Here is an 18,778-nt window from a genome sequence, read left to right on the forward strand (position 1 = left end):
CGGCCAAAAACGCGCTTCAAGGGGCGTGGGCTTCGATGAAATCAACAATGGCAGGAACAAGATCCGGGTGGAGCGGCAGATCGGGATCGGTATATGTGACAAAGGGCTGACCAGGCTGATCCGTTTTCAGCATATGGGTCCCGTCAACCAGATCCACTCTTTTCGCCTGAGGCATCGCCTTCATCAGCATGTCGGCATCCGTGGGCGTCACCTGGATGTCATGATCGCCCTGCACAACCAGGGCCGGCTTGGTCCATTGCTTGGCCAGGGCGAGAGGATCATAGCTGAAGAGATCAATCATGTAGCGTTGAAGGCCCGGCGCAAAGAGTGCCTGCAGCTGCAGGGGGATTGTCTCCACATCCCGTGTCTGACCCGCTTCAAGATCGGCCACAACGGAAGACAGTTCTGGCATCAGCGGGGCCATGGCCGGGTTCTGGCTCATCTGATAGAGAAGGATCTGCCCCGTTGGACGTCCGCCCGTCGCAAGCAGGATCACCCCGCAAAGCGAAAGCGGGGCATCCATCGCTGCGGCAAGTGCGACCAATCCACCTTCGGAATGGCCCGTCAACCAGACACAGGGCGCCAGATCGCTTGCGGCCCTGATCCAGTCCCGTGCATCATCTGCGTATTTCGCGATTGTGACATCGTTCGGATCGGCTATGGCCGCCTCGCTCCCGAAAAAACCGCGCTTGTCGACCCGAAGCGAGGCAACGCCCACCTTCGCCATGTCTTCGGCCAGCAGGCGATAGGTGTTGGACTGCAAACCGGCTTGAAACCCGTTACCGTCCCGATCAATCGGGCCTGACCCCGGTATGATCACAAGAACATGCTCCGCGTTTTCCACGGGGATCGCCTCGCCCTCAAGAGGGCCCGACGGGCCTGCGATCTGGATCGTTTTGGCGGTCGATGGGTTTGGGACCATGACCAGCACGGACAACGCAAAGAGGGTCGTTCTGACAATCCTGCTGAACATCAGTTCGGACGTTTTGGCATTTCTCAACGCGGCGGTCCTCCAAGCCTGGTCTCGTGCTCGTTTCCAGAAGATTTCGCAGCTCGCGGATAGGCTAGCATCGCCCCCAACAAGTTAACATCGAAGCGGCCCAACACAACCGCGGCCCACTCAAAATCAGCCGATCGGATCGTCAAACCGGCAGAGCTGTCGTTTTGAACACCGTTCGCAGCGCGAATGAGCTTTGCATCTGGGCGACACCGGGCAATCGGGCGAGATATTGGCGATGGATCCGAGCAAAATCCTCGGTGTTTTCGGCAACGACCTTAAGAATGTAATCCGCACTTCCCGCCATCAGATGGCATTCCAGCACATCCGGGATGCGGGCCACCGCCTTCTCAAAAGCGTCCAGAACCTCGTCAGCTTGGCCCTGCAACGTGATCTCGACGAAGACCGTCGTTGGAACCCCCAGCTTGCGTGGGTCCAGCAGCGCAACGTAGTCGCGGATAAATCCCTCGCTCTCAAGCCGCTGCACACGTCTATGACAGGCCGATGGAGACAGGTTGACCTGTTCGGAGAGTTCCGCGTTGGACATCCGCCCGCGCCGTTGCAAAGCCGACAGGATGCGCCGGTCAATCGTATCAAGGATCATTGTACGCAAAACCTTTGCGTGAATGGGTAGCTATGCCGGAGACTATTCGAACAAATGCCATCTATGCGAGTAGAATTTCCCAAGAAATTGCATTGGAAAGGCGCGACTTATGGCCTGCGACCGACAGGAGGAGAGCTGCGCCATGAAAATCGGATGCCCCAAAGAGATCAAGCCACAGGAATTCCGCGTCGGCATGACCCCGAACGCCGCACGGGAGGCCATCGCCCATGGCCATGAGGTCCTCGTCCAGACGAGCGCTGGTTTGGGCGCTGGATTTTCCGATGAAGACTATATCTCCGCCGGGGCCCGGATCCTGGACAGCGCGGAGGAGGTTTTCGCAACCGCGGACATGATCGTGAAGGTGAAGGAGCCGCAGGCTGTCGAGCGCAAGATGTTGCGCGAAGGCCAGCTTCTCTTCACCTATCTTCACCTCGCGCCCGACCCGGATCAGACCCATGACCTTCTGGCATCGGGCTGCACCGCGATTGCTTACGAGACAGTGACCGACGCGTCGGGGGGGTTGCCCCTGCTCGCCCCGATGTCCGAGGTTGCGGGCAAGCTGGCCCCGCAGGTTGGCGCCTGGACGCTGCAAAAAGCCAATGGCGGGCGGGGCGTCCTGATGGGCGGCGTACCCGGCGTCGGGCCCGCCCGTGTCGTTGTGATCGGGGGTGGCGTCGTGGGCACGCATGCCGCGCGTGTCGCGGCCGGCATGGGGGCGGATGTAACGGTTCTGGACCGGTCCCTGCCCCGGATGAGATATCTTGACGACGTCTTCGGTGGGCAGTTCAAGACAAGCTTTGCCAGCGCAGGCAACACCGCAGAACTGGTGGCTGAGGCCGACATGGTCGTTGGCGCGGTTCTCATCCCCGGGGCAGCGGCACCGAAGCTCGTCACACGGGATCAGCTCTCTACGATGAAGCCCGGTGCGGCGATCGTCGATGTGGCCATTGACCAGGGCGGCTGTTTCGAAACCTCACGCGCAACCACCCACCAGGATCCGATCTACGACGTCGACGGCATTATGCACTATTGCGTTGCCAACATGCCCGGCGCGGTCGCGCGAACCTCCACGATTGCGCTTGGCAATGCGACCATGCCGTTTCTGCTGGCGCTGGCGGACAAGGGCTGGAAGACCGCCTGCCTGGAAGATCCGCACCTGATGGCGGGCTTGAACGTTCATGCCGGGCAACTGACATATTATGCCGTTGGCAAAGCACTTGGGCTAGACGTTGTCTCACCCCAGGTCATCGTCAAAACCTGACCCTTATCGCTATCCGGCCCTGATGTGCCGGACGTCCCGGGTCATGCCTCCAATCGTCCCCTGTTCGGGGGCATGACCCACCCTTTGTTCGCTCAATCCTGAGCTTTCAGTGCATCCCGGATTTCAAGCAGGACCTCCAGTTCGCTTGGGCCGGACGGCGCCTCCTCGGCTGGGGTCTCCTCGTCACGCTCGGCCGCTTCCTTGATCCGGTTGACCATCTTGACGAGGATGAAGACCACGAAAGCCACGATCATGAAATTGATCACGGCCATCAGAAACTTGCCGATCGCAAAAACCGGCACTCCGGCCTCCACCGCTGCCTCGACCGAGGCAAAGCTGCCTTCGCCCAGAACGTAGAACCAGCCGGAAAAGTCGATCCCGCCGGTGAAAAGCGCGATGATCGGATTGATCAGGTCACCCACCAGCGATGTCACGATTGCCGTAAAGGCTGCGCCGATGATGATCCCGACGGCCATGTCCATGACATTGCCCTTCGCGATGAAGTCCTTGAACTCCTGTATCATAATGAATTCCCCGTCTGTTGGCTTGCCGCCGCGCACCCCATCTGTGCGCGGCCTCACAAGGGTTAGCACGCCAACGAACAGAACCAACTCTGTTTTTTCGAACCGCAAGGTTTAGTTAGATGCGGTACATTTACCCCAGAAGGAGCGCCCAGATGGCCGATCTCTCCGCTTTTCCGATCACGCAGAAATGGCCTGCCCAGGATCCTTCGGTGATCCAACTTTACTCGTTCCCGACACCAAATGGCGTGAAGATCTCGATCGCGCTTGAAGAGATGGGCCTGCCCTATGAGGCGCATAAGGTCACGCTGGCGGATGCGGACGTCAAAAGTCCTGAGTTCCTGTCATTGAACCCCAACAACAAGATCCCCGCGATCATTGATCCCAACGGGCCGGAGGGCGCACCGCTCGGGCTGTTCGAAAGCGGGGCGATCCTTATCTACCTCGCCGAAAAGACAGGCCAGTTCATCGGCGAAACCGCGACCGAAAAAGCCCAGATCATCCAGTGGCTGATGTTTCAGATGGGCGGTCTGGGTCCGATGCTGGGGCAGCTTGGCTTCTTCTACAAATTCGCAGGGTCCGAGATCGAAGATCCGCGCCCGCGCCAGAGATACATCGACGAAGCCAAGCGGCTTCTTTCAGTCCTCGAGACGCGCCTTGAGGGGCGTGACTGGGTGATGGGGTCCTATTCCATCGCGGACATGGCGATTGCGCCATGGCTTCGTGCGCTGGATTTCTACGGCGCCAAAGAGGTGCTGGGCTGGGCGGATCACGAGAACCTGGTGGCCTATCTTGATCGCTTTACGGCCCGGCCCGCCGTTCAGAAAGGTCTTGTCACCCCGCCAAGAGACTGACGCCCGACCCGATGGGATTAGCCGGGCAGCGTCCCGGACAAGACATAGCGGAGGATGTCGACCACCTGGCTCGGCTCCTCCGCCACGGCGAGCGCTGCGGCATCGACCTCTTTGAGCGCATGGGCATGCTGCTCTCCGTGCAGGATGATCAGCGACTTACCAAGCGCGGCGGCATATCCGGCATCAAAGGCGGCGTTCCATTGTTTGTACTGGTCCCCGAACCGGACAACGACAATGTCGGCATCGGAAAGGCCCTTGCGCATCCGGATCGCATTCACCATGGCCCCTTTGTGATCGTGCCAGTATTTGCGATCCTCAGAACCCAGTATCGCAACGCCGCAATCATCGCTGGCGGCATGATCGGTCACAGGTCCGGAGAAGCTGACATCCAGACCCTGGGCGCCGTCCTTGATCTGCTCTCTCCACTCGGTGTGGATCTCACCCGAGAGATATACGTTCAACGTCATGCCAACCTCCATCATTGCAGCGCCGGCCTGAGATAACATTCAAACGGTGCAGGTCCAGGTCCGGCAAACCCGTTATCCGCGTAGAACTCCGCCCGTTGCCTTGGTCACCTTGTCGACGATCTTGGCGCTGACGGCTTCGATCTCGGCCTCTTTCAACGTGGCCTCTTTCGGCTGCAGGCGTACGGTGACGGCAAGGGACTTTTTGCCGTCCCCCACTGATCCGCCGATGAATTCGTCAAAGACATGGACGTCAGCGATCAACGCCTTGTCCGCCCCCGCCGCGGCGTTGACCAATGTCAGGGCTTCCACGTCAGCATCGACCACAAAGGCAAAGTCACGCTCCACCGGTTGCAGATCCGCAAGTTCAAGCGCCGGGCGGGTCGCGGCTGCCTTACGGGGCTGCGGGACCTCGTCCGGCCGGATCGTGAATGCCATCGCAGGACCCTTCACATCCATCTTTTCCAAGATGCGGGGATGCAGTTCGCCGAAAAGGCCCAGCACCTTCTTGGGTCCGAGACAGATCTTGCCGTGCCGCCCCGGGTGCCACCAATCCGGGGCGCCTCGCAAGATCTGCACCTTGGTCGGCGCACCGATTGCGGCCAGGACGGCTTCGGCATCCGCCTTGGCGTCGAACACATCGACAGGCCGGCTTGCACCAAGAACATCCTTGGGTCCCGTGTGACCAACCAACAGGCCGGTGATCAGCAGGTGCTGCTCGCCCGGCTCACCCCCGTCGAAGGCGGGCCCGACTTCAAAAAGGGCCATATCGTTGATGCCACGCGCTTGGTTCCGTGACGCTGCCTGAAGCAGGCCCGGCAGAAGCGCGGGGCGCATATGGCTCATCTCGGAGGAGATCGGGTTTTCGAGCCGCGTTGCATCTTCACCGCCACCAAACAAGGCGGCGGATGCCTGATCGATGAAGGAATAGCTGATGCATTCGTTATAGCCGAGTGCCGCGCAGGTGCGCCGCGCGGCCTGTTCGCGCCGCTGTTTCAGCGTCATCACGGGCTGCGGCACGCCAGCGGTGACCCGTGGCAGCGGCTTTCCCTCAAGCTTGGTCAGCGATGCGATGCGGGCGACTTCCTCGACCAGATCGGCCTCGCCCTGTATATCCGGCCGCCAAGACGGAACATGCGCCATGTCCCCTTCAAGCTTGAACCCAAGAGCGGTCAGGGTCTGGCGCTGATCCGCTTCGGGGATCTCCATGCCAACGAGGCTTTGCACCCGCGCGGCATCGAGGCGATATGCGCGCGCCGTCTCGGGCAGTTTGCCCGTAACCACGACCTCGGACGCTTCACCCCCGGCGTGATCAAGGATCATCCGGGTGGCCGCCTCGATCCCGACCGGTGTCCAGAGCGGATCGATCCCACGTTCAAAGCGGTAGCGGGCATCGGAATTGATCTTGAGGGCGCGACCGGTATAGGCCGTGCGGATCGGATCGAAATAGGCCGCTTCAAGAAAGACATTCTCCGTCTGCTCGGTCACGCCGGTCGGCAGACCACCCATCACGCCTGCAATGCTCTCGACCCCTTCGGCGTCTGAGATCAGCGTCATGTCGGGCTCGAACGCGTATTCCTTCTCATCCAGCCCAACAAGCGTTTCGCCGCCCTGGGCCCGGTGGACACGCAGCGCATTGCCCGCGATTTTATCGGCGTCGAAGACATGCAGAGGGCGGTTGCGGTCGTATGTGTAGAAGTTGGTGACGTCCACCAGAAAGGAGATCGGGCGCAACCCGATGGCGCGCAGGGCGTCTTGCAGCCAGGCGGGGCTGGGGCCGTTTTTCACGCCGCGGATAAGCCGACCGTAAAAGACCGGGCATTGATCCTGCGTATCCGCATCGATGCTGACGCTGACGGGGCACGGGAAAACACCAGGCACCGGCGCAATATCCGTTGTCTTCAGCGTGCCGAGCCCTCGCGCGGCCAGATCGCGCGCAATGCCATGGACGCCCAGCGCGTCGGGACGGTTCGGGGTGATCGCGATCTCGATCACGGGATCGACCTTGGCAGGCCGATTGGCCGCGAGCCAATCGGCAAAGCTCTCGCCGACCTCTCCCGATGGCAATTCGATGATGCCGTCATGCTCGTCGCTGAGCTCCATCTCCCGCTCGGACGCCATCATGCCGAAGCTTTCGATACCCCGGATCTTGCCCACACTGATGGTGGTGTCGATGCCGGGCACGTAGACGCCGGGCTTGGCCACCACGACGGTGATACCCGCACGGGCATTGGGCGCCCCACAGATGATCTGTTTCACACCCTCGTCGGTGTCGACCTGACAAACGCGCAGACGATCGGCATCGGGGTGCTTTTCGGCTTCCAGCACCTTGCCGATGGTAAAGTCGCGAAGGCGCGCGGCCGGGTTCGAGATCTCCTCGACCTCGAGCCCCAGATCGGTGAGCGTTTCGGCGATCTCGTCCACGGAGGCGTCGGTGTCGAGATGCGTCTTCAGCCAGGAAAGCGTGAATTTCATGTAGGTGCCCCAAGCGTGCCGTATTGCGTTTGCGGCGGTTTATCCGAAGGGCGGCACGGGGGGAAGAGGTGTGGTCACCTGCCTTTGGTTTTCGCCCGCAGCCAGAGGCTGACGCCAATGGCCGGCAGAAGGATGATCGACCAGCCGATGGCATTGATGCGGGTGAGGCGCCATTTGGTTTCGGTATCGAGCATGTCGGAGCGCCAGAGCCCGATATGGGCGAGGACAATGATACCCAGGAGTATGCAGGCGGCGATGAGGTTGCGGTGTTTTTTCATCCGGGGGGCCTCCTCGGGCCCTTGCGGCCCCTCGTCGGGTCAGCCGTTCTGCAGGACCGCGTCGATGCCGACGATGGCCGACATGGCAAAAAAGAGAACGCAGGTGATGACGGTCAGCACGATGACGCGGTTGAAATAGCGCACCTGTTTGATTGCCTCGACCTGAAGGTGATGGTCCGCGGCGACCTCCCGCAGCTCGAAAACACTGCGCAGGCGCGGGGACGGCTCGTAGATCAGGCAGCGCAGCAGGAACAGGATCGACACCGAAATAGTCAGCACCTGCCCGAACATCAGGATCAGCGTCAGCCAGCGCTGATCGAGCGAGAACACGAAAGCCGACGTCGCCAGAATAATCGCCAGCACCGCAAGCAGAGCGGAGGATTTCGCGTCAATCTCCGTCATGATATCGCGTGCCTCCGCCGCATCCATGCCGGACACGCCGATATCGGCGTCCACATCCACGCAGACCGGCCGAAGGGTCAGTTTCCGGGCATCAGGCATCAGGGCGCGGTCCATCGCAGTGACCATGTTGTGCAAAGCGTGGGAAGATTTCATCGGGCGGCCTCGGGTCAACGTCTCTTTCCACGTTAACTTAGGCATATCGCGCCAAAGATCATCCATTCCGGTCTTTGGCCCAGAGCTTGCGTGCCCAAAAGATGAACGGCCCCAAAGCCAAAGACCAGCCGATCACGTTGATGGCCGTAAAGGCAAGCGCGAAGGGCACGGGCATCCCTGCCCTCCAAAGAGCAACGTGAGCAAGAACGATCAGGCCAAGGGCGCCGATCAGGAGGGACCAGAAAAGAAGCTTCAAGCAGGCTAACTCCGTTTGGTTTGGAGATAGCCCCGGCCCCGACTGTGTCTACCGGCTGAGCCCGCCATGCAGCGTCGGCATGTCAAGCGCGCTGAACCCGTAGTGACGCAGCCACCTGAGATCGCTGTCAAAGAAGGCCCTGAGGTCCGGCACCCCGTATTTCAGCATCGCGATACGGTCGATCCCCATGCCAAAGGCAAATCCCTGCCATTGGGACGGATCAATGCCACCGGCCTCAAGCACTTTTGGATGCACCATGCCGGATCCGAGAATCTCCAGCCAGTCATCCCCTTGGCCGATCTTGAGCGCGCCACCCTCCCAGGAGCAGCGGATATCGACCTCGGCCGACGGTTCCGTGAAGGGGAAATGCGAGGCACGAAAGCGCAACTCGACCCCGTCAACCTCGAAAAACGCGCGGCAGAACTCCTCCAGCACCCATTTCAGGTTCGCCATGGAAATGTCGCGATCGATCGCAAGGCCTTCGACCTGATGGAACATCGGCGTGTGGGTCTGGTCGTAGTCAGCGCGGTAAACGCCGCCGGGACAGATGATACGCAGCGGCGCGCCCTGCGCCTCCATCGCGCGGATCTGCACCGGCGAGGTATGGGTCCGCAAGACGTGTGGCGGGCGATTGTCCCCCTCCGCACGGTGCATGTAGAACGTATCCATCTCCGCACGGGCGGGATGATGGCCCGGAATATTCAGCGCATCGAAGTTGTACCAGTCCGTGTCGATGCGCGGCCCTTCGGCGACCGAGAAGCCCATCTCGGCAAAGATGGCCGTCACTTCCTCGCTGACTTGGCTGATGGGATGCAGCGTGCCTGCGGGTCGCTGCCGCGCGGGCAGCGTCACGTCCAGCCACTCCGTCCTCAGCCGTTCGTCCAAGGCAGCATCCGCAAGTGCTGCTTTCTTTGCAGCCAAGGCCGAATTGATCTCGTCCTTCAGGGCGTTCAGCTTTGGGCCTGCGACCTGACGCTCCTCCGGGGTCATCTTGCCCAGTTCGCGCATTTTCAGGCTGATCTCACCCTTTTTGCCCACCGCCTGGACGCGAAGCGCTTCCAGCGCCCCCTCATCGGATGCATCGCCGATCAGACCGAGATATTTTGCTTTGAGATCGTCCATGACGCGCCCCGTGACCTGCTTTTCGTCCTGCTACCACAGCCAAGACGGATTACAAGGGAGCGTGGACTAGACGAGCGTCAGAACCTGCGCCTCCCGCGGTTTGCAGAGAGGACGGATTACCGGGCCATAAGTTGAGGCGTCGACGCGCAGGTCGGGAAAGAGCGCATAGATCTCTTCCGCGGTTTCGGACTGCATTTGTGCCATGCTGACAGGTCCGGGGAAGAAGCTCTCACTCTCCATTCCGCTGGTTGTCACGATCTCATGCCGATCAAAGAGGATATGGACATATCGCGCGATCGAACAGGGCGCGGGTGTGATCGTGCTGTCATTTATAAGGGTCTTCGCGGGCACCAGGATTTCATCTTCGCCAAACAACAACTCAGCCTGCCAGCCACTGACCAGAACGCGGTGCTGCGGCGAGACCAACACGTCTTGCACCGCGCCAAGCGTGCCGCGGCGAATACGGATCGGCGCAAACGGCCCGGTGCCGTCGGTGACCGACTGCCCGATCCATCGCACGGCCCGCGCACCATTGTCCCGCGTAAGGACCAGATCGCCCGGTGCAAGCATTTCAATGGGTAGAGGTCCGTTCGGTGTTTCGATTTCGGTCCCCAGAACGAAACAGGCCAATCCCGTATCGCCCGCGCCGACACTTTCATAAGTCAGCGTATCGGGATTGGGCTGGTTGAATTGAAGCGTCGTCGTTGTGGCCTCCGGTCCGACGAGCACGGCAAGGTTTTGCGAGGTTTCCCCGGCCGCAAGCCCATCCTGGGCAACGATGTTCTGCGTGCCACCTCCGATATCGTAAAAGTCGATCACGCTGCCCGATACGGTATTGGTCAGCGCGTAAGCTTCGTAATTGGTGGACCCGGATCCGTCCGGATCGGTCAGGAAGATCGGAAAGTTGTCCGCCGAAATCACATAGACGACTTCACCATTTTCAGGATCGACCGACACCTGCACACCGGGTGAATTAAGCGGGATTTCTATGCCGACTGTGCCATCGGCTTGATAGAATGACACGGTAAAATGTGACGCGTCCTCGGACGGGCCAAGCGCCACTTCCAGAAATTCGCTCACCCCCGAACTTTGGGCGTAGGCGTTCGAATAGTGCAGTTCGCTGATCCGAGCCATGAGGCGTGCCTGTTGTTGTTCGTTTTGACTGCTGTTTTTGGGATCTTACAATAAAATAGGGCAAAAGTTTGAAATTTCTCACAAGCGCCCTTGCACATGTTAACATTCCAAAAATTGGACAGAACCGGACACACGCTCATAGGTTGGCCGGATATCATCAGCCTGGGGAGAGAATGATGACCAATCCGCAAACTGTACTTGACCGTGCCGTAGCACAGAACGACGTGCCCTTCGTGGTTGCCATGGCGGCAAATGCGGACGGAGTAACGTTCAGTGGTGCCGCCGGAGACGCGTCCGACGGGAAAGCCGCCAATGAGGAGACGCTCTTTCGCATCTTCTCGATGACGAAGGCCGTTGGGTCCTTGGGCGCGATGATCCTGATAGACCGTGGCAAACTCGGCATCGATACACCGATCGGTGACATCATCCCTGCTTGGGATGATCTGCAGGTGCTGGATGGATTTGATGCGGACGGAAAGCCTGTTCTGAGGGCCGCAAAAACACGCGGCACGATCCGGCATCTCGCCACGCATACAAGTGGCCTGGAATACGAGATCTGGAATACGGAAATGCCGAAGTTTCTGGAGGCAACCGGGCACCCGACGACGTTGACCGGCCTCAAGGCGTCTCTCGGCTACCCGTTGATGTTCGATCCCGGCACCCGCTGGGGTTATGGTGTGGGGACCGACTGGCTGGGCCAGGTGATCGAGGCGGTCGATGGCCGACCGGTGGAGCAGTTCACCAAGGAAGAGATCCTCGATCCCCTGGGGATGACAAGCACGGTCTTCGAGCCCGACGGCATGACGGATCGGCTCGCCACATTGTCGATCAGGGGAGAAGACGGCAATTTCAGTTCCATGGAATTCGGCCCGCCCGCCAAGCCCGAATTCTACGGCATGGGCCACGCCCTTTATTCGACCGCACCCGATTACCTGCGCTTTCTGCGCATGATACTGAATGACGGGGCGTTGGAGGGCACGCGCATCCTGTCCCCAGATGCGATGAAGCTGATGCGGGAAGACCAGATGCAGGGCCTTTGTTTCGAAACGATGCATACGGTTGCCCCGCATCTTTCGGCCAGTGTCGATCCCTTCCCGGGCATGCGCCACACGCACAGCTTTGCCTTTGTCCGCAACGAAGAGGACATCCCGGGGCGCCGGAAAGCCGGATCGCTCAGTTGGGCAGGGGTTTTGAACACGCATTACTGGGCCGATCCCGCAAGCGATGTTGCCGGCGTGATCATGACCCAGTCCCTGCCGTTCGTCGAAGAGCCGTTTTTGAAGACCTACGCCGCCTTTGAGGAGGCCGTTTACGCGTCGAAATGACCGATGCGGACAGCGCGAACGCCCTGATGCGATCCTGGCTGATCCTGCTGGGGCTGGCCTTGGGCGTTTGCGTGACCAACAGCTTTGCCCGTTTTGCATACGGCCTGATCCTGCCTGCGATGCAAACGGACCTGGGCTGGAGCTATGCGCAGGCGGGCTGGCTGAATACAGCCAACGCAATCGGCTACATCGTCGGAGCACTGACGACGATCTGGCTGATCCGCCTGCTGGCGCCCTGGCGGCTTTTCCTGGTCGGTTTTGTGGCGACCACGCTGTCACTCATCGCGACCGGGCTTGAAACAGGGCTAATCTGGCAAAGCACCTGGCGCATCGCGGCGGGACTGTTCGGCGCGCTTTCCTTCTCGACCGCCGGTTTGTTGGCCGCGCAACTCTTTCCCCAGGACCCGCGGCGCGCCGCGTTGGCGGTTGCCTTGCTGTTCGGACTGGGCGGCGGGTTCGGGCTCGCGCTGGGCGGTGCATCGGTTCCCCTGATGCTGGACCGTTTCGGATCTGCTGCTTGGCCTTGGGCCTGGGTGATCATCGGAGGTATGAGCCTCTCTTTCCTGCCCGTCTGTTTTTGGGCCGCGCGGGCGCTTCGGAGCCCGCCTCCGGATCAAAAGGCACGTGTGCCGCTGCCTTTGCGCACCATGTGGGCCGAGCTTGCAGGCTACGGCATGTTCGGGCTGGGCTACATCGTCTACCTCACTTTCATTTCCGCCTGGATGACCGCGCAGAATGCAAGCGCGTTGCTGGTGGCCGGCGTTTGGATCACGCTCGGCATTTGCACAAGTGTCGCGCCGTTTGTCTGGGGCCGCGTCTTTGCGCGCCATGCCTCGGGTCGGCCCCTGTCTCTGGTGCTTTGCACCATTGCGCTGGGATCGGCTCTTCCGGTCCTGATGCCCAATGCCGTCGGCCTGGTGGCCTCGGCAATCATCTTCGGCCTCTCCGTGTTCATGGCACCCGGTGCGATCACCAGCTTCACCCGGCAAAACCTGCCGGCGGCCAGCTGGGGGCAATCTATCAGCGTCTTCACCGCGATCTTCGCTGTTGCTCAGTCGCTCAGCCCCATCGCTGCGGGCTGGTTGGGCGATATCAGCGGGGACATCGGGTTCAGCCTCCTTGCCGCGTCAACGGTCCTTTTGACCGGCGCGGGTTTCGCGGCATTCCAGAAACCGCTTCAGAGCCCGAAACTGGAAAACGGAATGTAGCGCACGGGATCCCCGGGTTGGACGTGGCGCGCGCCATCCTCGATCTCCACCAAACCTTCCGCCCAACTCAGACCGCTGATCCGGCCCGATCCCTCTGACGCGAAAACCTCCACCTGCCCGCCGCGCAGGCGCGCGCGCAGGTATTCCCGGCGCCCCGGCTTCTTGCGTTTCTCAAAAGCCGCAGGCAGATCAAAGCCTTGCGGTGTGGTCCAGCCCTGTCCCGACAGGGCGGCAAGCGCGGGACGTGCAAAGACAAGAGTGCAGACCATCGCAGCCACCGGATTGCCTGGAAGCCCGAACACGGGTTTTCCATTCCATAGCGCAAGGGCCAACGGACGCCCCGGCTTGATCGCGATGCGCCATTCCTGCAGGGCACCCGCCTCCTCCAGCAGCGCTGACACGTGGTCTTCATCTCCAGCCGACGCTCCACCGCTTGTCAGAATGACATCCGCCTGCATCGCTGCGTCATCCAACGTCGCGCGCAAGGTGTTCCGGTCATCCGGGACGCGCCCCATATCCACAGCTTTGAACCCAAACCGCTCGATCATGGACAAAAGCATCGGGCGGTTCGCATCGTAGATCTGGCCCGGCGCGGCCTCCGTTCCCGGCTCGCGCAACTCATCCCCCGTCGAGATTACTGCAACCCGCAGCGGCGCATGCACCGCGACCTCCGCCACACCGACCGACGACAAGAGCGCGAGATCGGCCGGCGTGATCACCCGACCGTCTGCCAGAACCGTGTCACCGACACACACATCCTCTCCCGCAGCGCGCGTATTGGCGCCGCGCTTGAGTGGGCCGTGAAGCGCAATCTGATCTTCGCTCGCCGTGACATCCTCTTCGAGGATCACGGTATCAACGCCCTTGGGTAACGCAGCTCCGGTCAGCACTCTCAACGCTTTGCCTTGCGGCACTTCGCCGTTGAACGGCGCGCCAGCCGCGGCGCGCCCCGGCAGAAGTGACATAAGGTGCGCGCCCTCTTGGACCGGACCTGCGAAACCGTAGCCGTCAACCGCCGTGTTGGCGGCAGGCGGGCTGGCCCGGGGGGCCAGCACGGGCGCGGCCGCCGTGCGTCCCAAGGCGAACGACAACGCCACCGTCTCGACCTGCGTCACCGGGGTCAGGCGGGATTGCAAATGCGCCAGAGCCTCGCTGACCGGCGTCCATTCCACGCCCTGCGGCAAGGCAAAGCAATCATTGCGGAGCGGAGGTGGTTTGATCATGACGCCTTCCTCTCACAGATCGCGGGCACACCCAATATCCAACCCTCCTCCGGGGCCTTCACATCCAGGGCGCGGGAAAGCGCATCCGGGGAGAGATCCGCGAGCCCCCTCGCCACCTCGCGGACCTGCCATGCGTCCTTGATGATACCCTCCGGCGCAGCACCCAGGGTCAGGGACGGCCAGATCTCGACCAGCGCGATGGGCCGGTCCAAAGGCTCGAATGGCCAGACAGAGACATGACCCTGAAAACGCCGCCTCAGTCTCGCAAGCACGGGAAGCCCCATGAAAACCTGGCCGCCCACCGCTCCGGCACCTCCCATTTGCCAGCAGGTAAAGCTGCCTTTTGCCAAAAGCTCCACCGCCCGGCGATCCGGAAAGGGATTGGCGTAATCTGCCTTGGTACGGGGAAGCCCTTCGACATCGCGCCGCATCGCGTTCATCCAGAACGGACCCCTCCCACCAAAACGGCGATTGATCCTGCCGGCCAGATCAAAGCGATTGTTGGCTTTGGGGCTTTCTTCGATATGCGCCTCGAACCAATCCCAAAGCTTCAGAGGATCGGGCCGTCCAACCAGGGCATCCGCAAAACCAACGGGATATCCAAACGGAAAATCGAACCCCAGGCAAAGCCTGTCCCCCGCCACAAGCGTGGCGTCGATCAGCTCCGCCAGCCAGGCCTCGGCCTTCACGCGGTTGCGCAGATAAACGGGCTCTCCATCCGCCGCGCAGGCCCAAATCGCGTCCTTGCGGGGGCGTGGGCCGGTATCGTTGCCCCCGGACCAATCAACCATGACGAAGCGGTCAAAACCACTCACAGGCCGACCTCCTGCAGAATGAAATCAGCGATGGCAGGGGTATCGTTGAGATCAAAGACAGGGCGATCGAGATCCAGGGGCACATCGCTGGCAACCGCGCGCACCGACCGATCCCCTGGTGCAATCAGGGGGTTGGTGGCCTCGTGCCGATAAGCCTCTATCTTGGGATGATCTTCACGCTTGTACCCCTCGACTAGCACCAGATCGACCGGGGAAAGCTTTGCAAGCAGAGCCTTCAGGTCCGGTTCGTCCCCGCCCCTTAGTTCGTGCATCAGCGCATAGCGAACGTTCGACGCCAAAAGCACCTCGGTCGCGCCCGCATGGCGATGGCGAAAACTGTCCGTTCCCGGCTGATCAACGTCAAAGGCGTGGTGAGCATGTTTCACCGTGGAAACCGAAAACCCGCGTGCGGTGATGTCGGTCACCAGCCGCTCCATCAAGCCGGTCTTACCGGCGTTTTTCCAGCCGACAACGCCAAAGACCCTCATGCCTTCCTCTTCAACAACGCCTCGGCGCGTTCCAGATCTTCGGGCGTGTTCACATTGAAAAACGGGTCGATCTCGCCGACGGGAAACTGCGCGACGCGTCCGTCATGAGCGTCCGTCCACAGCACCACCTTGCGCAACCCGCCTTCAAGCGCCGCGCGCAGATCATCCCGCAATGCGACAGGCCAGATGCCGAAGGTGGGGTGACGGACAGTGCCGCGCTCTGGGTCAGGTGTCGCCGATAGGACCAGCGGATGCGCCATCCCCTCGGCAGCCAGTTGAAGGCACGGAACCAGATCGCAAGGAAAAAAGGGCGTGTCGGCGGCTGCGGTCACCACTGTCTCTGCCCCCTGTTCCGCGGCCCAATCGAGCCCGGCAAGCACCCCGGCCAAAGGCCCCGCAAACCCTGTGACGCTGTCGGGCAGAACCGGCATCGCATATTCGGAAAACCGCGCCGGGTCGCCATTCGCATTAAGCGCCAGACCGGCAACCTGTGGCTCAAGACGGTCGATCACGCGCGACAGAATGGTCTGACCGCCGAGGCGCAATAAACCCTTGTCGCCGCCACCCATCCGCCGCGCCTGCCCGCCCGCCAGAATAACCCCCAGCGGTTGCTTCATCGCGCGCTTTTCCTGCGATGCTTTCGGTCTTCCTCGCCCACGGCTTGAGGATCGGCATCCCGGATCAGCCGCGCCTCACCGCTCAGGCAGACAAAGCGCTGCCCGCGCATCCGCCCGATCAGTGTGAGACCAACTTCACGTGCAATCTCGACGCCCCACGCGGTGAAACCCGACCGCGACGCCAGCACCGGAATGCCCATCATCGCCGTCTTGATCACCATTTCAGATGTCAGGCGCCCGGTTGTGTAGAGGATCTTGTCATCGGCGCTGACCTTTTCACTCAGCATCCAGCCGGCGATTTTGTCGACGGCATTATGACGTCCGACATCCTCCATATAGACCAGCGGACGGTTCTGATGGCAAAGCACGGTGCCATGGATGGCCCCCGCTTCAAGGTAGAGTGACGGGGTGCGATTGATCCGCGCCGCCAGCGCATAAAGCCAAGAGGTGCGGACCGGAGCCCCTGGCAAGCGCACATCCTCCAGCCCCTCCATCATATCGCCAAATACCGTCCCCACGGCACAACCGCTGGTCCGGGTCTTTTTCTTCAGCTTTTCCTCATACGTGGTCTGACGTTCGGTGCGGACGATCACCGTTTCAAGATCGTCGTCATACTCCACGCCCGTGATCGCGTCGTCCGGGCGCAGCATGCCCTGATTGCGCAAAAAGCCCAGCGCCAGGTACTCGGGGTAATCCCCGATCGTCATCGCCGTGACAATCTCCTGACTGTTCAGAAAGATCGTGAGCGGACGTTCCTCGACCACGGAAATCTCGGTCAGAGCACCCGTATGATCAACGCCTTCGACCGCCCGCGTAAGACGGGGCGCCCGAGGATCGGGCGCGATGATCATGTCCGCGATATCGCTGGCCTGGACCAATTGCATCCCCTCCCCAAGATCGCTACTCAGCAGGAGGCACCATAGGGGCAACTCATGACATCCTCCACCACCAAATCCGCCTTCTGGGAGGGGTTTCGCGCAGGCGCGCCGTTTCTTCTGGTGATCATGCCTTTCGCAACGCTTTTCGGTGTTTTGGCGACCGAAGCCGGGTTGAGCGTTTTTGAAAGCCTGATGTTTTCCGTGGCCGTGATCGCCGGCGCCGCGCAGTTCACGGCCCTGCAACTGATGACGGAGGACGTGCCGACGCTGATCGTTCTGGCCTCGGCCTTGGCGGTCAACCTGCGCATGGCCATGTATTCCGCCTCTCTGACTCCCTATATCGGCGCGGCCCCGCTTTGGCAGCGGGCCCTTGTCGCCTATGTCACGGTCGATCAGTCCTATGCCTGTTCAATCGTCAAGTTCGAAAGCGCACCGCAAATGAGCGTGCCGGAAAGGATCGCCTACTTCTTTGGAACGGTCGTTCTGGTCTGCCCCATGTGGTACACCTTCACCCTGATCGGTGCGGTGATCGGCGCGCAGATACCTCCGGAATTTGCGCTCGACTTCGCGCTGCCGATTACATTTCTGGCGCTGATCGCGCCGATGCTGCGGACAGGCGCACATGTCATCGCGGCAGCGACCGCCATTGTGGTCGCGCTTCTGGCGGCGGGCATTCCCTATAACCTTGGCCTGATCGTCGCGGGACTTTGCGGAATGATGGCGGGCGCGCAGGCCGAAGTCTGGCTCGAACAACGAAAGGCAGAGGCATGAGCGACATCGATCCTGTCGCACTTTGGACCGTGATCATCGGACTGGGTATCGGCAGTTTTGCTTTGCGTTTTGTCTTTACCGGGCTGGTCGGCGATCGCCCCATGCCGGCCTGGATCCTGCGGCATCTGCGCTACACCGCGGTGGCGATCCTGCCTGCCCTTGTCGCCCCGCTTGTTGTCTGGCCCGCCGCAACGGATGGAGCGTTCGATGTGCCGCGCGGGGTGGCAGCGCTCGTGACGATTGTGACCGGTCTGGCAACGAAAAATGTCTTCGCCGCGATTTTCGCAGGTGCAGGCACGCTTTACGCCATGCTCTACCTGGTCGGCTGATCAGGTCTGATCGCGCAACGCAGCCTGCAGATCCGGGTCGTCATCTTCGTAGTATTTCGTCGTTTCCACTCCCGGGATACGCTCGAAATCTTCCATCAGGCGTTTGGGAAACATGGTGCTCGACAAGCTCTCGAAGCCCGGGATCTGACGCAGGATCGACGTGGTCGAACTGGTGCAATAGGCATCCGGGATCGGGCCGGCCTGAAGCGCGAGGCGATACGCCATCTCAGCCTGCTCAGGCGTTACGATGATCTTCTGGCTGACCACGTGAAACGTGCTCCGGGCATGGGCGCTTTTGTAAGCCTGCTCCATCACCGGGGACATGCCGTAAAGCACGTCATGACGCTCGGGCGTACGGTTGTGAACAAACGACCCCGCGGGATCGAACAGCACGCGTTCCGAAGCATTGATCAGCAGCCCGGTATGCGCGCCCGACCCGGTGCGGTTGTTGATCACGGTGATCAGCGTCAGGCTCGGCGGGCTGCCATCGCGGTAGGACACCGCCGCAATCGCGGAATCCTCGGCATAGACAACGGGTTTCGTGCTACACGCGGCCAAAACCGCGCAGGCCAGAACGGCGCAAAGCAGACGGAGCATCATCCC

General features: G+C 61.2%; 22 protein-coding genes. 6 read left to right on the forward strand and 16 right to left on the reverse strand.

Annotated features, from left to right (window positions below; all coding sequences use genetic code 11):
• Nucleotides 1-16: 16 nt before the first annotated feature.
• Together CFI11_RS20115 and CFI11_RS20120 are read right to left on the reverse strand one after the other, a co-directional pair.
• Nucleotides 17-973 (reverse strand): alpha/beta hydrolase, encoded by a 957-nt coding sequence (locus CFI11_RS20115; protein WP_130409177.1) that lies wholly within the window; start codon nucleotides 971-973, stop codon nucleotides 17-19.
• A 169-nt stretch (nucleotides 974-1,142) separates the two neighbouring features.
• The gene (locus CFI11_RS20120; RefSeq protein WP_130409179.1) at nucleotides 1,143-1,601 is read right to left on the reverse strand and encodes an Lrp/AsnC family transcriptional regulator; all 459 of its coding nucleotides are present in this window, start codon (nucleotides 1,599-1,601) and stop codon (nucleotides 1,143-1,145) included.
• A 142-nt stretch (nucleotides 1,602-1,743) separates the two neighbouring features.
• Between CFI11_RS20120 and ald the strand changes: the two genes are divergently transcribed.
• Nucleotides 1,744-2,862 (forward strand): alanine dehydrogenase, encoded by a 1,119-nt coding sequence (gene ald, locus CFI11_RS20125; RefSeq protein WP_130409180.1) that lies wholly within the window; start codon nucleotides 1,744-1,746, stop codon nucleotides 2,860-2,862.
• A 92-nt stretch (nucleotides 2,863-2,954) separates the two neighbouring features.
• Here the strand turns inward: ald and mscL are convergent, their stop codons facing one another.
• On the reverse strand, nucleotides 2,955-3,386 hold the full coding sequence (gene mscL, locus CFI11_RS20130; protein ID WP_130409182.1) for a large conductance mechanosensitive channel protein MscL: 432 nt from the start codon (nucleotides 3,384-3,386) through the stop codon (nucleotides 2,955-2,957).
• 152 nt (nucleotides 3,387-3,538) lie between these two features.
• On the opposite strand from mscL, the gene CFI11_RS20135 reads away from it, so the two are divergent.
• Nucleotides 3,539-4,237, forward strand: coding sequence for a glutathione S-transferase family protein (locus CFI11_RS20135; RefSeq protein ID WP_130409184.1), 699 nt, complete (start codon nucleotides 3,539-3,541; stop codon nucleotides 4,235-4,237).
• Between the two features lie 17 nt (nucleotides 4,238-4,254).
• Here the strand turns inward: CFI11_RS20135 and CFI11_RS20140 are convergent, their stop codons facing one another.
• From CFI11_RS20140 to CFI11_RS20170, 7 genes are all read right to left on the reverse strand, one after another.
• Entirely contained in the window at nucleotides 4,255-4,704 is a 450-nt protein-coding gene (locus CFI11_RS20140) for a YtoQ family protein (RefSeq protein WP_130409186.1), read from the reverse strand.
• 72 nt (nucleotides 4,705-4,776) lie between these two features.
• On the reverse strand, nucleotides 4,777-7,176 hold the full coding sequence (gene pheT, locus CFI11_RS20145) for a phenylalanine--tRNA ligase subunit beta (protein WP_130409188.1): 2,400 nt from the start codon (nucleotides 7,174-7,176) through the stop codon (nucleotides 4,777-4,779).
• 74 nt (nucleotides 7,177-7,250) lie between these two features.
• Nucleotides 7,251-7,454, reverse strand: coding sequence for a phenylalanyl-tRNA synthetase subunit beta (locus CFI11_RS20150; protein WP_130409190.1), 204 nt, complete (start codon nucleotides 7,452-7,454; stop codon nucleotides 7,251-7,253).
• A 39-nt stretch (nucleotides 7,455-7,493) separates the two neighbouring features.
• Complete coding sequence (locus CFI11_RS20155) at nucleotides 7,494-8,009, reverse strand: hypothetical protein (protein ID WP_130409192.1); 516 nt, start codon at nucleotides 8,007-8,009, stop codon at nucleotides 7,494-7,496.
• Between the two features lie 58 nt (nucleotides 8,010-8,067).
• Nucleotides 8,068-8,265 carry a phenylalanyl-tRNA synthetase subunit beta gene (locus tag CFI11_RS20160; protein WP_254448975.1) on the reverse strand — a complete coding sequence of 66 codons (198 nt, stop codon included), beginning with the start codon at nucleotides 8,263-8,265 and terminating at the stop codon, nucleotides 8,068-8,070.
• A 48-nt stretch (nucleotides 8,266-8,313) separates the two neighbouring features.
• On the reverse strand, nucleotides 8,314-9,387 hold the full coding sequence (pheS, locus tag CFI11_RS20165; RefSeq protein ID WP_130409194.1) for a phenylalanine--tRNA ligase subunit alpha: 1,074 nt from the start codon (nucleotides 9,385-9,387) through the stop codon (nucleotides 8,314-8,316).
• Nucleotides 9,388-9,453: 66 nt separating this feature from the next.
• Nucleotides 9,454-10,521 (reverse strand): Hint domain-containing protein, encoded by a 1,068-nt coding sequence (locus CFI11_RS20170; protein WP_130409196.1) that lies wholly within the window; start codon nucleotides 10,519-10,521, stop codon nucleotides 9,454-9,456.
• Nucleotides 10,522-10,697: 176 nt separating this feature from the next.
• Here CFI11_RS20170 and CFI11_RS20175 point away from each other — a divergent pair, with 176 nt between their 5' ends.
• Nucleotides 10,698-11,846 carry a serine hydrolase gene (locus CFI11_RS20175; RefSeq protein WP_165390342.1) on the forward strand — a complete coding sequence of 383 codons (1,149 nt, stop codon included), beginning with the start codon at nucleotides 10,698-10,700 and terminating at the stop codon, nucleotides 11,844-11,846.
• Nucleotides 11,843-13,054: a YbfB/YjiJ family MFS transporter gene (locus CFI11_RS20180; RefSeq protein WP_130409200.1), complete on the forward strand. Its 1,212-nt coding sequence runs from the start codon at nucleotides 11,843-11,845 to the stop codon at nucleotides 13,052-13,054. The genes CFI11_RS20175 and CFI11_RS20180 overlap by 4 nt, the downstream gene beginning before the upstream one ends.
• Here CFI11_RS20180 and glp read toward each other — a convergent pair.
• From glp to CFI11_RS20205, 5 genes are read right to left on the reverse strand one after another with little or no spacing between them, the layout of a single operon-like run.
• Nucleotides 13,024-14,277: a gephyrin-like molybdotransferase Glp gene (gene glp / locus CFI11_RS20185; RefSeq protein WP_130409202.1), complete on the reverse strand. Its 1,254-nt coding sequence runs from the start codon at nucleotides 14,275-14,277 to the stop codon at nucleotides 13,024-13,026. The two genes, CFI11_RS20180 and glp, sit on opposite strands and share 31 nt — an antisense overlap.
• A complete protein-coding gene (locus tag CFI11_RS20190; protein ID WP_254448976.1) occupies nucleotides 14,274-15,092 on the reverse strand; it encodes a molybdopterin guanine dinucleotide synthesis in 819 nt (272 codons plus the stop codon). Before CFI11_RS20190 ends, glp begins: the two co-directional genes overlap by 4 nt.
• Nucleotides 15,089-15,580, reverse strand: coding sequence for a molybdopterin-guanine dinucleotide biosynthesis protein B (gene mobB / locus CFI11_RS20195; protein WP_130409204.1), 492 nt, complete (start codon nucleotides 15,578-15,580; stop codon nucleotides 15,089-15,091). The genes CFI11_RS20190 and mobB overlap by 4 nt, the downstream gene beginning before the upstream one ends.
• The gene (gene mobA, locus CFI11_RS20200; protein ID WP_130409206.1) at nucleotides 15,577-16,197 is read right to left on the reverse strand and encodes a molybdenum cofactor guanylyltransferase MobA; all 621 of its coding nucleotides are present in this window, start codon (nucleotides 16,195-16,197) and stop codon (nucleotides 15,577-15,579) included. The genes mobB and mobA overlap by 4 nt, the downstream gene beginning before the upstream one ends.
• Entirely contained in the window at nucleotides 16,194-17,081 is an 888-nt protein-coding gene (locus tag CFI11_RS20205; RefSeq protein ID WP_130409208.1) for a formate dehydrogenase accessory sulfurtransferase FdhD, read from the reverse strand. Before CFI11_RS20205 ends, mobA begins: the two co-directional genes overlap by 4 nt.
• A 48-nt stretch (nucleotides 17,082-17,129) precedes the next feature.
• Here CFI11_RS20205 and CFI11_RS20210 point away from each other — a divergent pair, with 48 nt between their 5' ends.
• Together CFI11_RS20210 and CFI11_RS20215 are read left to right on the forward strand one after the other, a co-directional pair.
• Nucleotides 17,130-17,846 (forward strand): AzlC family ABC transporter permease, encoded by a 717-nt coding sequence (locus tag CFI11_RS20210; protein ID WP_130409210.1) that lies wholly within the window; start codon nucleotides 17,130-17,132, stop codon nucleotides 17,844-17,846.
• Nucleotides 17,843-18,175 carry an AzlD domain-containing protein gene (locus CFI11_RS20215; RefSeq protein WP_130409212.1) on the forward strand — a complete coding sequence of 111 codons (333 nt, stop codon included), beginning with the start codon at nucleotides 17,843-17,845 and terminating at the stop codon, nucleotides 18,173-18,175. Before CFI11_RS20210 ends, CFI11_RS20215 begins: the two co-directional genes overlap by 4 nt.
• Here the strand turns inward: CFI11_RS20215 and CFI11_RS20220 are convergent, their stop codons facing one another.
• A complete protein-coding gene (locus tag CFI11_RS20220; RefSeq protein WP_130410100.1) occupies nucleotides 18,176-18,772 on the reverse strand; it encodes a hypothetical protein in 597 nt (198 codons plus the stop codon).
• Nucleotides 18,773-18,778 lie beyond the last annotated feature (6 nt).

The sequence above is a fragment of the Thalassococcus sp. S3 genome, from assembly GCF_004216475.1.
Lineage (GTDB): Bacteria > Pseudomonadota > Alphaproteobacteria > Rhodobacterales > Rhodobacteraceae.

What these genes read in the sequence shown, in the direction of transcription:
- CFI11_RS20205 (WP_130409208.1), bottom strand. Translation starts at nt 17,081, where the DNA reads ATGCAATTGGTCCAGGCCAGCGATATCGCGGACATGATCATCGCGCCC.
- CFI11_RS20115 (WP_130409177.1), bottom strand. Translation starts at nt 973, where the DNA reads ATGTTCAGCAGGATTGTCAGAACGACCCTCTTTGCGTTGTCCGTGCTG.
- CFI11_RS20210 (WP_130409210.1), top strand. Translation starts at nt 17,130, where the DNA reads ATGACATCCTCCACCACCAAATCCGCCTTCTGGGAGGGGTTTCGCGCA.
- pheS (WP_130409194.1), bottom strand. Translation starts at nt 9,387, where the DNA reads ATGGACGATCTCAAAGCAAAATATCTCGGTCTGATCGGCGATGCATCC.
- CFI11_RS20170 (WP_130409196.1), bottom strand. Translation starts at nt 10,521, where the DNA reads ATGGCTCGGATCAGCGAACTGCACTATTCGAACGCCTACGCCCAAAGT.
- CFI11_RS20175 (WP_165390342.1), top strand. Translation starts at nt 10,698, where the DNA reads ATGACCAATCCGCAAACTGTACTTGACCGTGCCGTAGCACAGAACGAC.
- CFI11_RS20220 (WP_130410100.1), bottom strand. Translation starts at nt 18,772, where the DNA reads ATGCTCCGTCTGCTTTGCGCCGTTCTGGCCTGCGCGGTTTTGGCCGCG.
- CFI11_RS20180 (WP_130409200.1), top strand. Translation starts at nt 11,843, where the DNA reads ATGACCGATGCGGACAGCGCGAACGCCCTGATGCGATCCTGGCTGATC.
- mobB (WP_130409204.1), bottom strand. Translation starts at nt 15,580, where the DNA reads ATGAGGGTCTTTGGCGTTGTCGGCTGGAAAAACGCCGGTAAGACCGGC.
- CFI11_RS20140 (WP_130409186.1), bottom strand. Translation starts at nt 4,704, where the DNA reads ATGACGTTGAACGTATATCTCTCGGGTGAGATCCACACCGAGTGGAGA.
- CFI11_RS20155 (WP_130409192.1), bottom strand. Translation starts at nt 8,009, where the DNA reads ATGAAATCTTCCCACGCTTTGCACAACATGGTCACTGCGATGGACCGC.
- glp (WP_130409202.1), bottom strand. Translation starts at nt 14,277, where the DNA reads ATGATCAAACCACCTCCGCTCCGCAATGATTGCTTTGCCTTGCCGCAG.
- CFI11_RS20150 (WP_130409190.1), bottom strand. Translation starts at nt 7,454, where the DNA reads ATGAAAAAACACCGCAACCTCATCGCCGCCTGCATACTCCTGGGTATC.
- ald (WP_130409180.1), top strand. Translation starts at nt 1,744, where the DNA reads ATGAAAATCGGATGCCCCAAAGAGATCAAGCCACAGGAATTCCGCGTC.
- mobA (WP_130409206.1), bottom strand. Translation starts at nt 16,197, where the DNA reads ATGAAGCAACCGCTGGGGGTTATTCTGGCGGGCGGGCAGGCGCGGCGG.
- CFI11_RS20120 (WP_130409179.1), bottom strand. Translation starts at nt 1,601, where the DNA reads ATGATCCTTGATACGATTGACCGGCGCATCCTGTCGGCTTTGCAACGG.
- mscL (WP_130409182.1), bottom strand. Translation starts at nt 3,386, where the DNA reads ATGATACAGGAGTTCAAGGACTTCATCGCGAAGGGCAATGTCATGGAC.
- pheT (WP_130409188.1), bottom strand. Translation starts at nt 7,176, where the DNA reads ATGAAATTCACGCTTTCCTGGCTGAAGACGCATCTCGACACCGACGCC.
- CFI11_RS20135 (WP_130409184.1), top strand. Translation starts at nt 3,539, where the DNA reads ATGGCCGATCTCTCCGCTTTTCCGATCACGCAGAAATGGCCTGCCCAG.
- CFI11_RS20215 (WP_130409212.1), top strand. Translation starts at nt 17,843, where the DNA reads ATGAGCGACATCGATCCTGTCGCACTTTGGACCGTGATCATCGGACTG.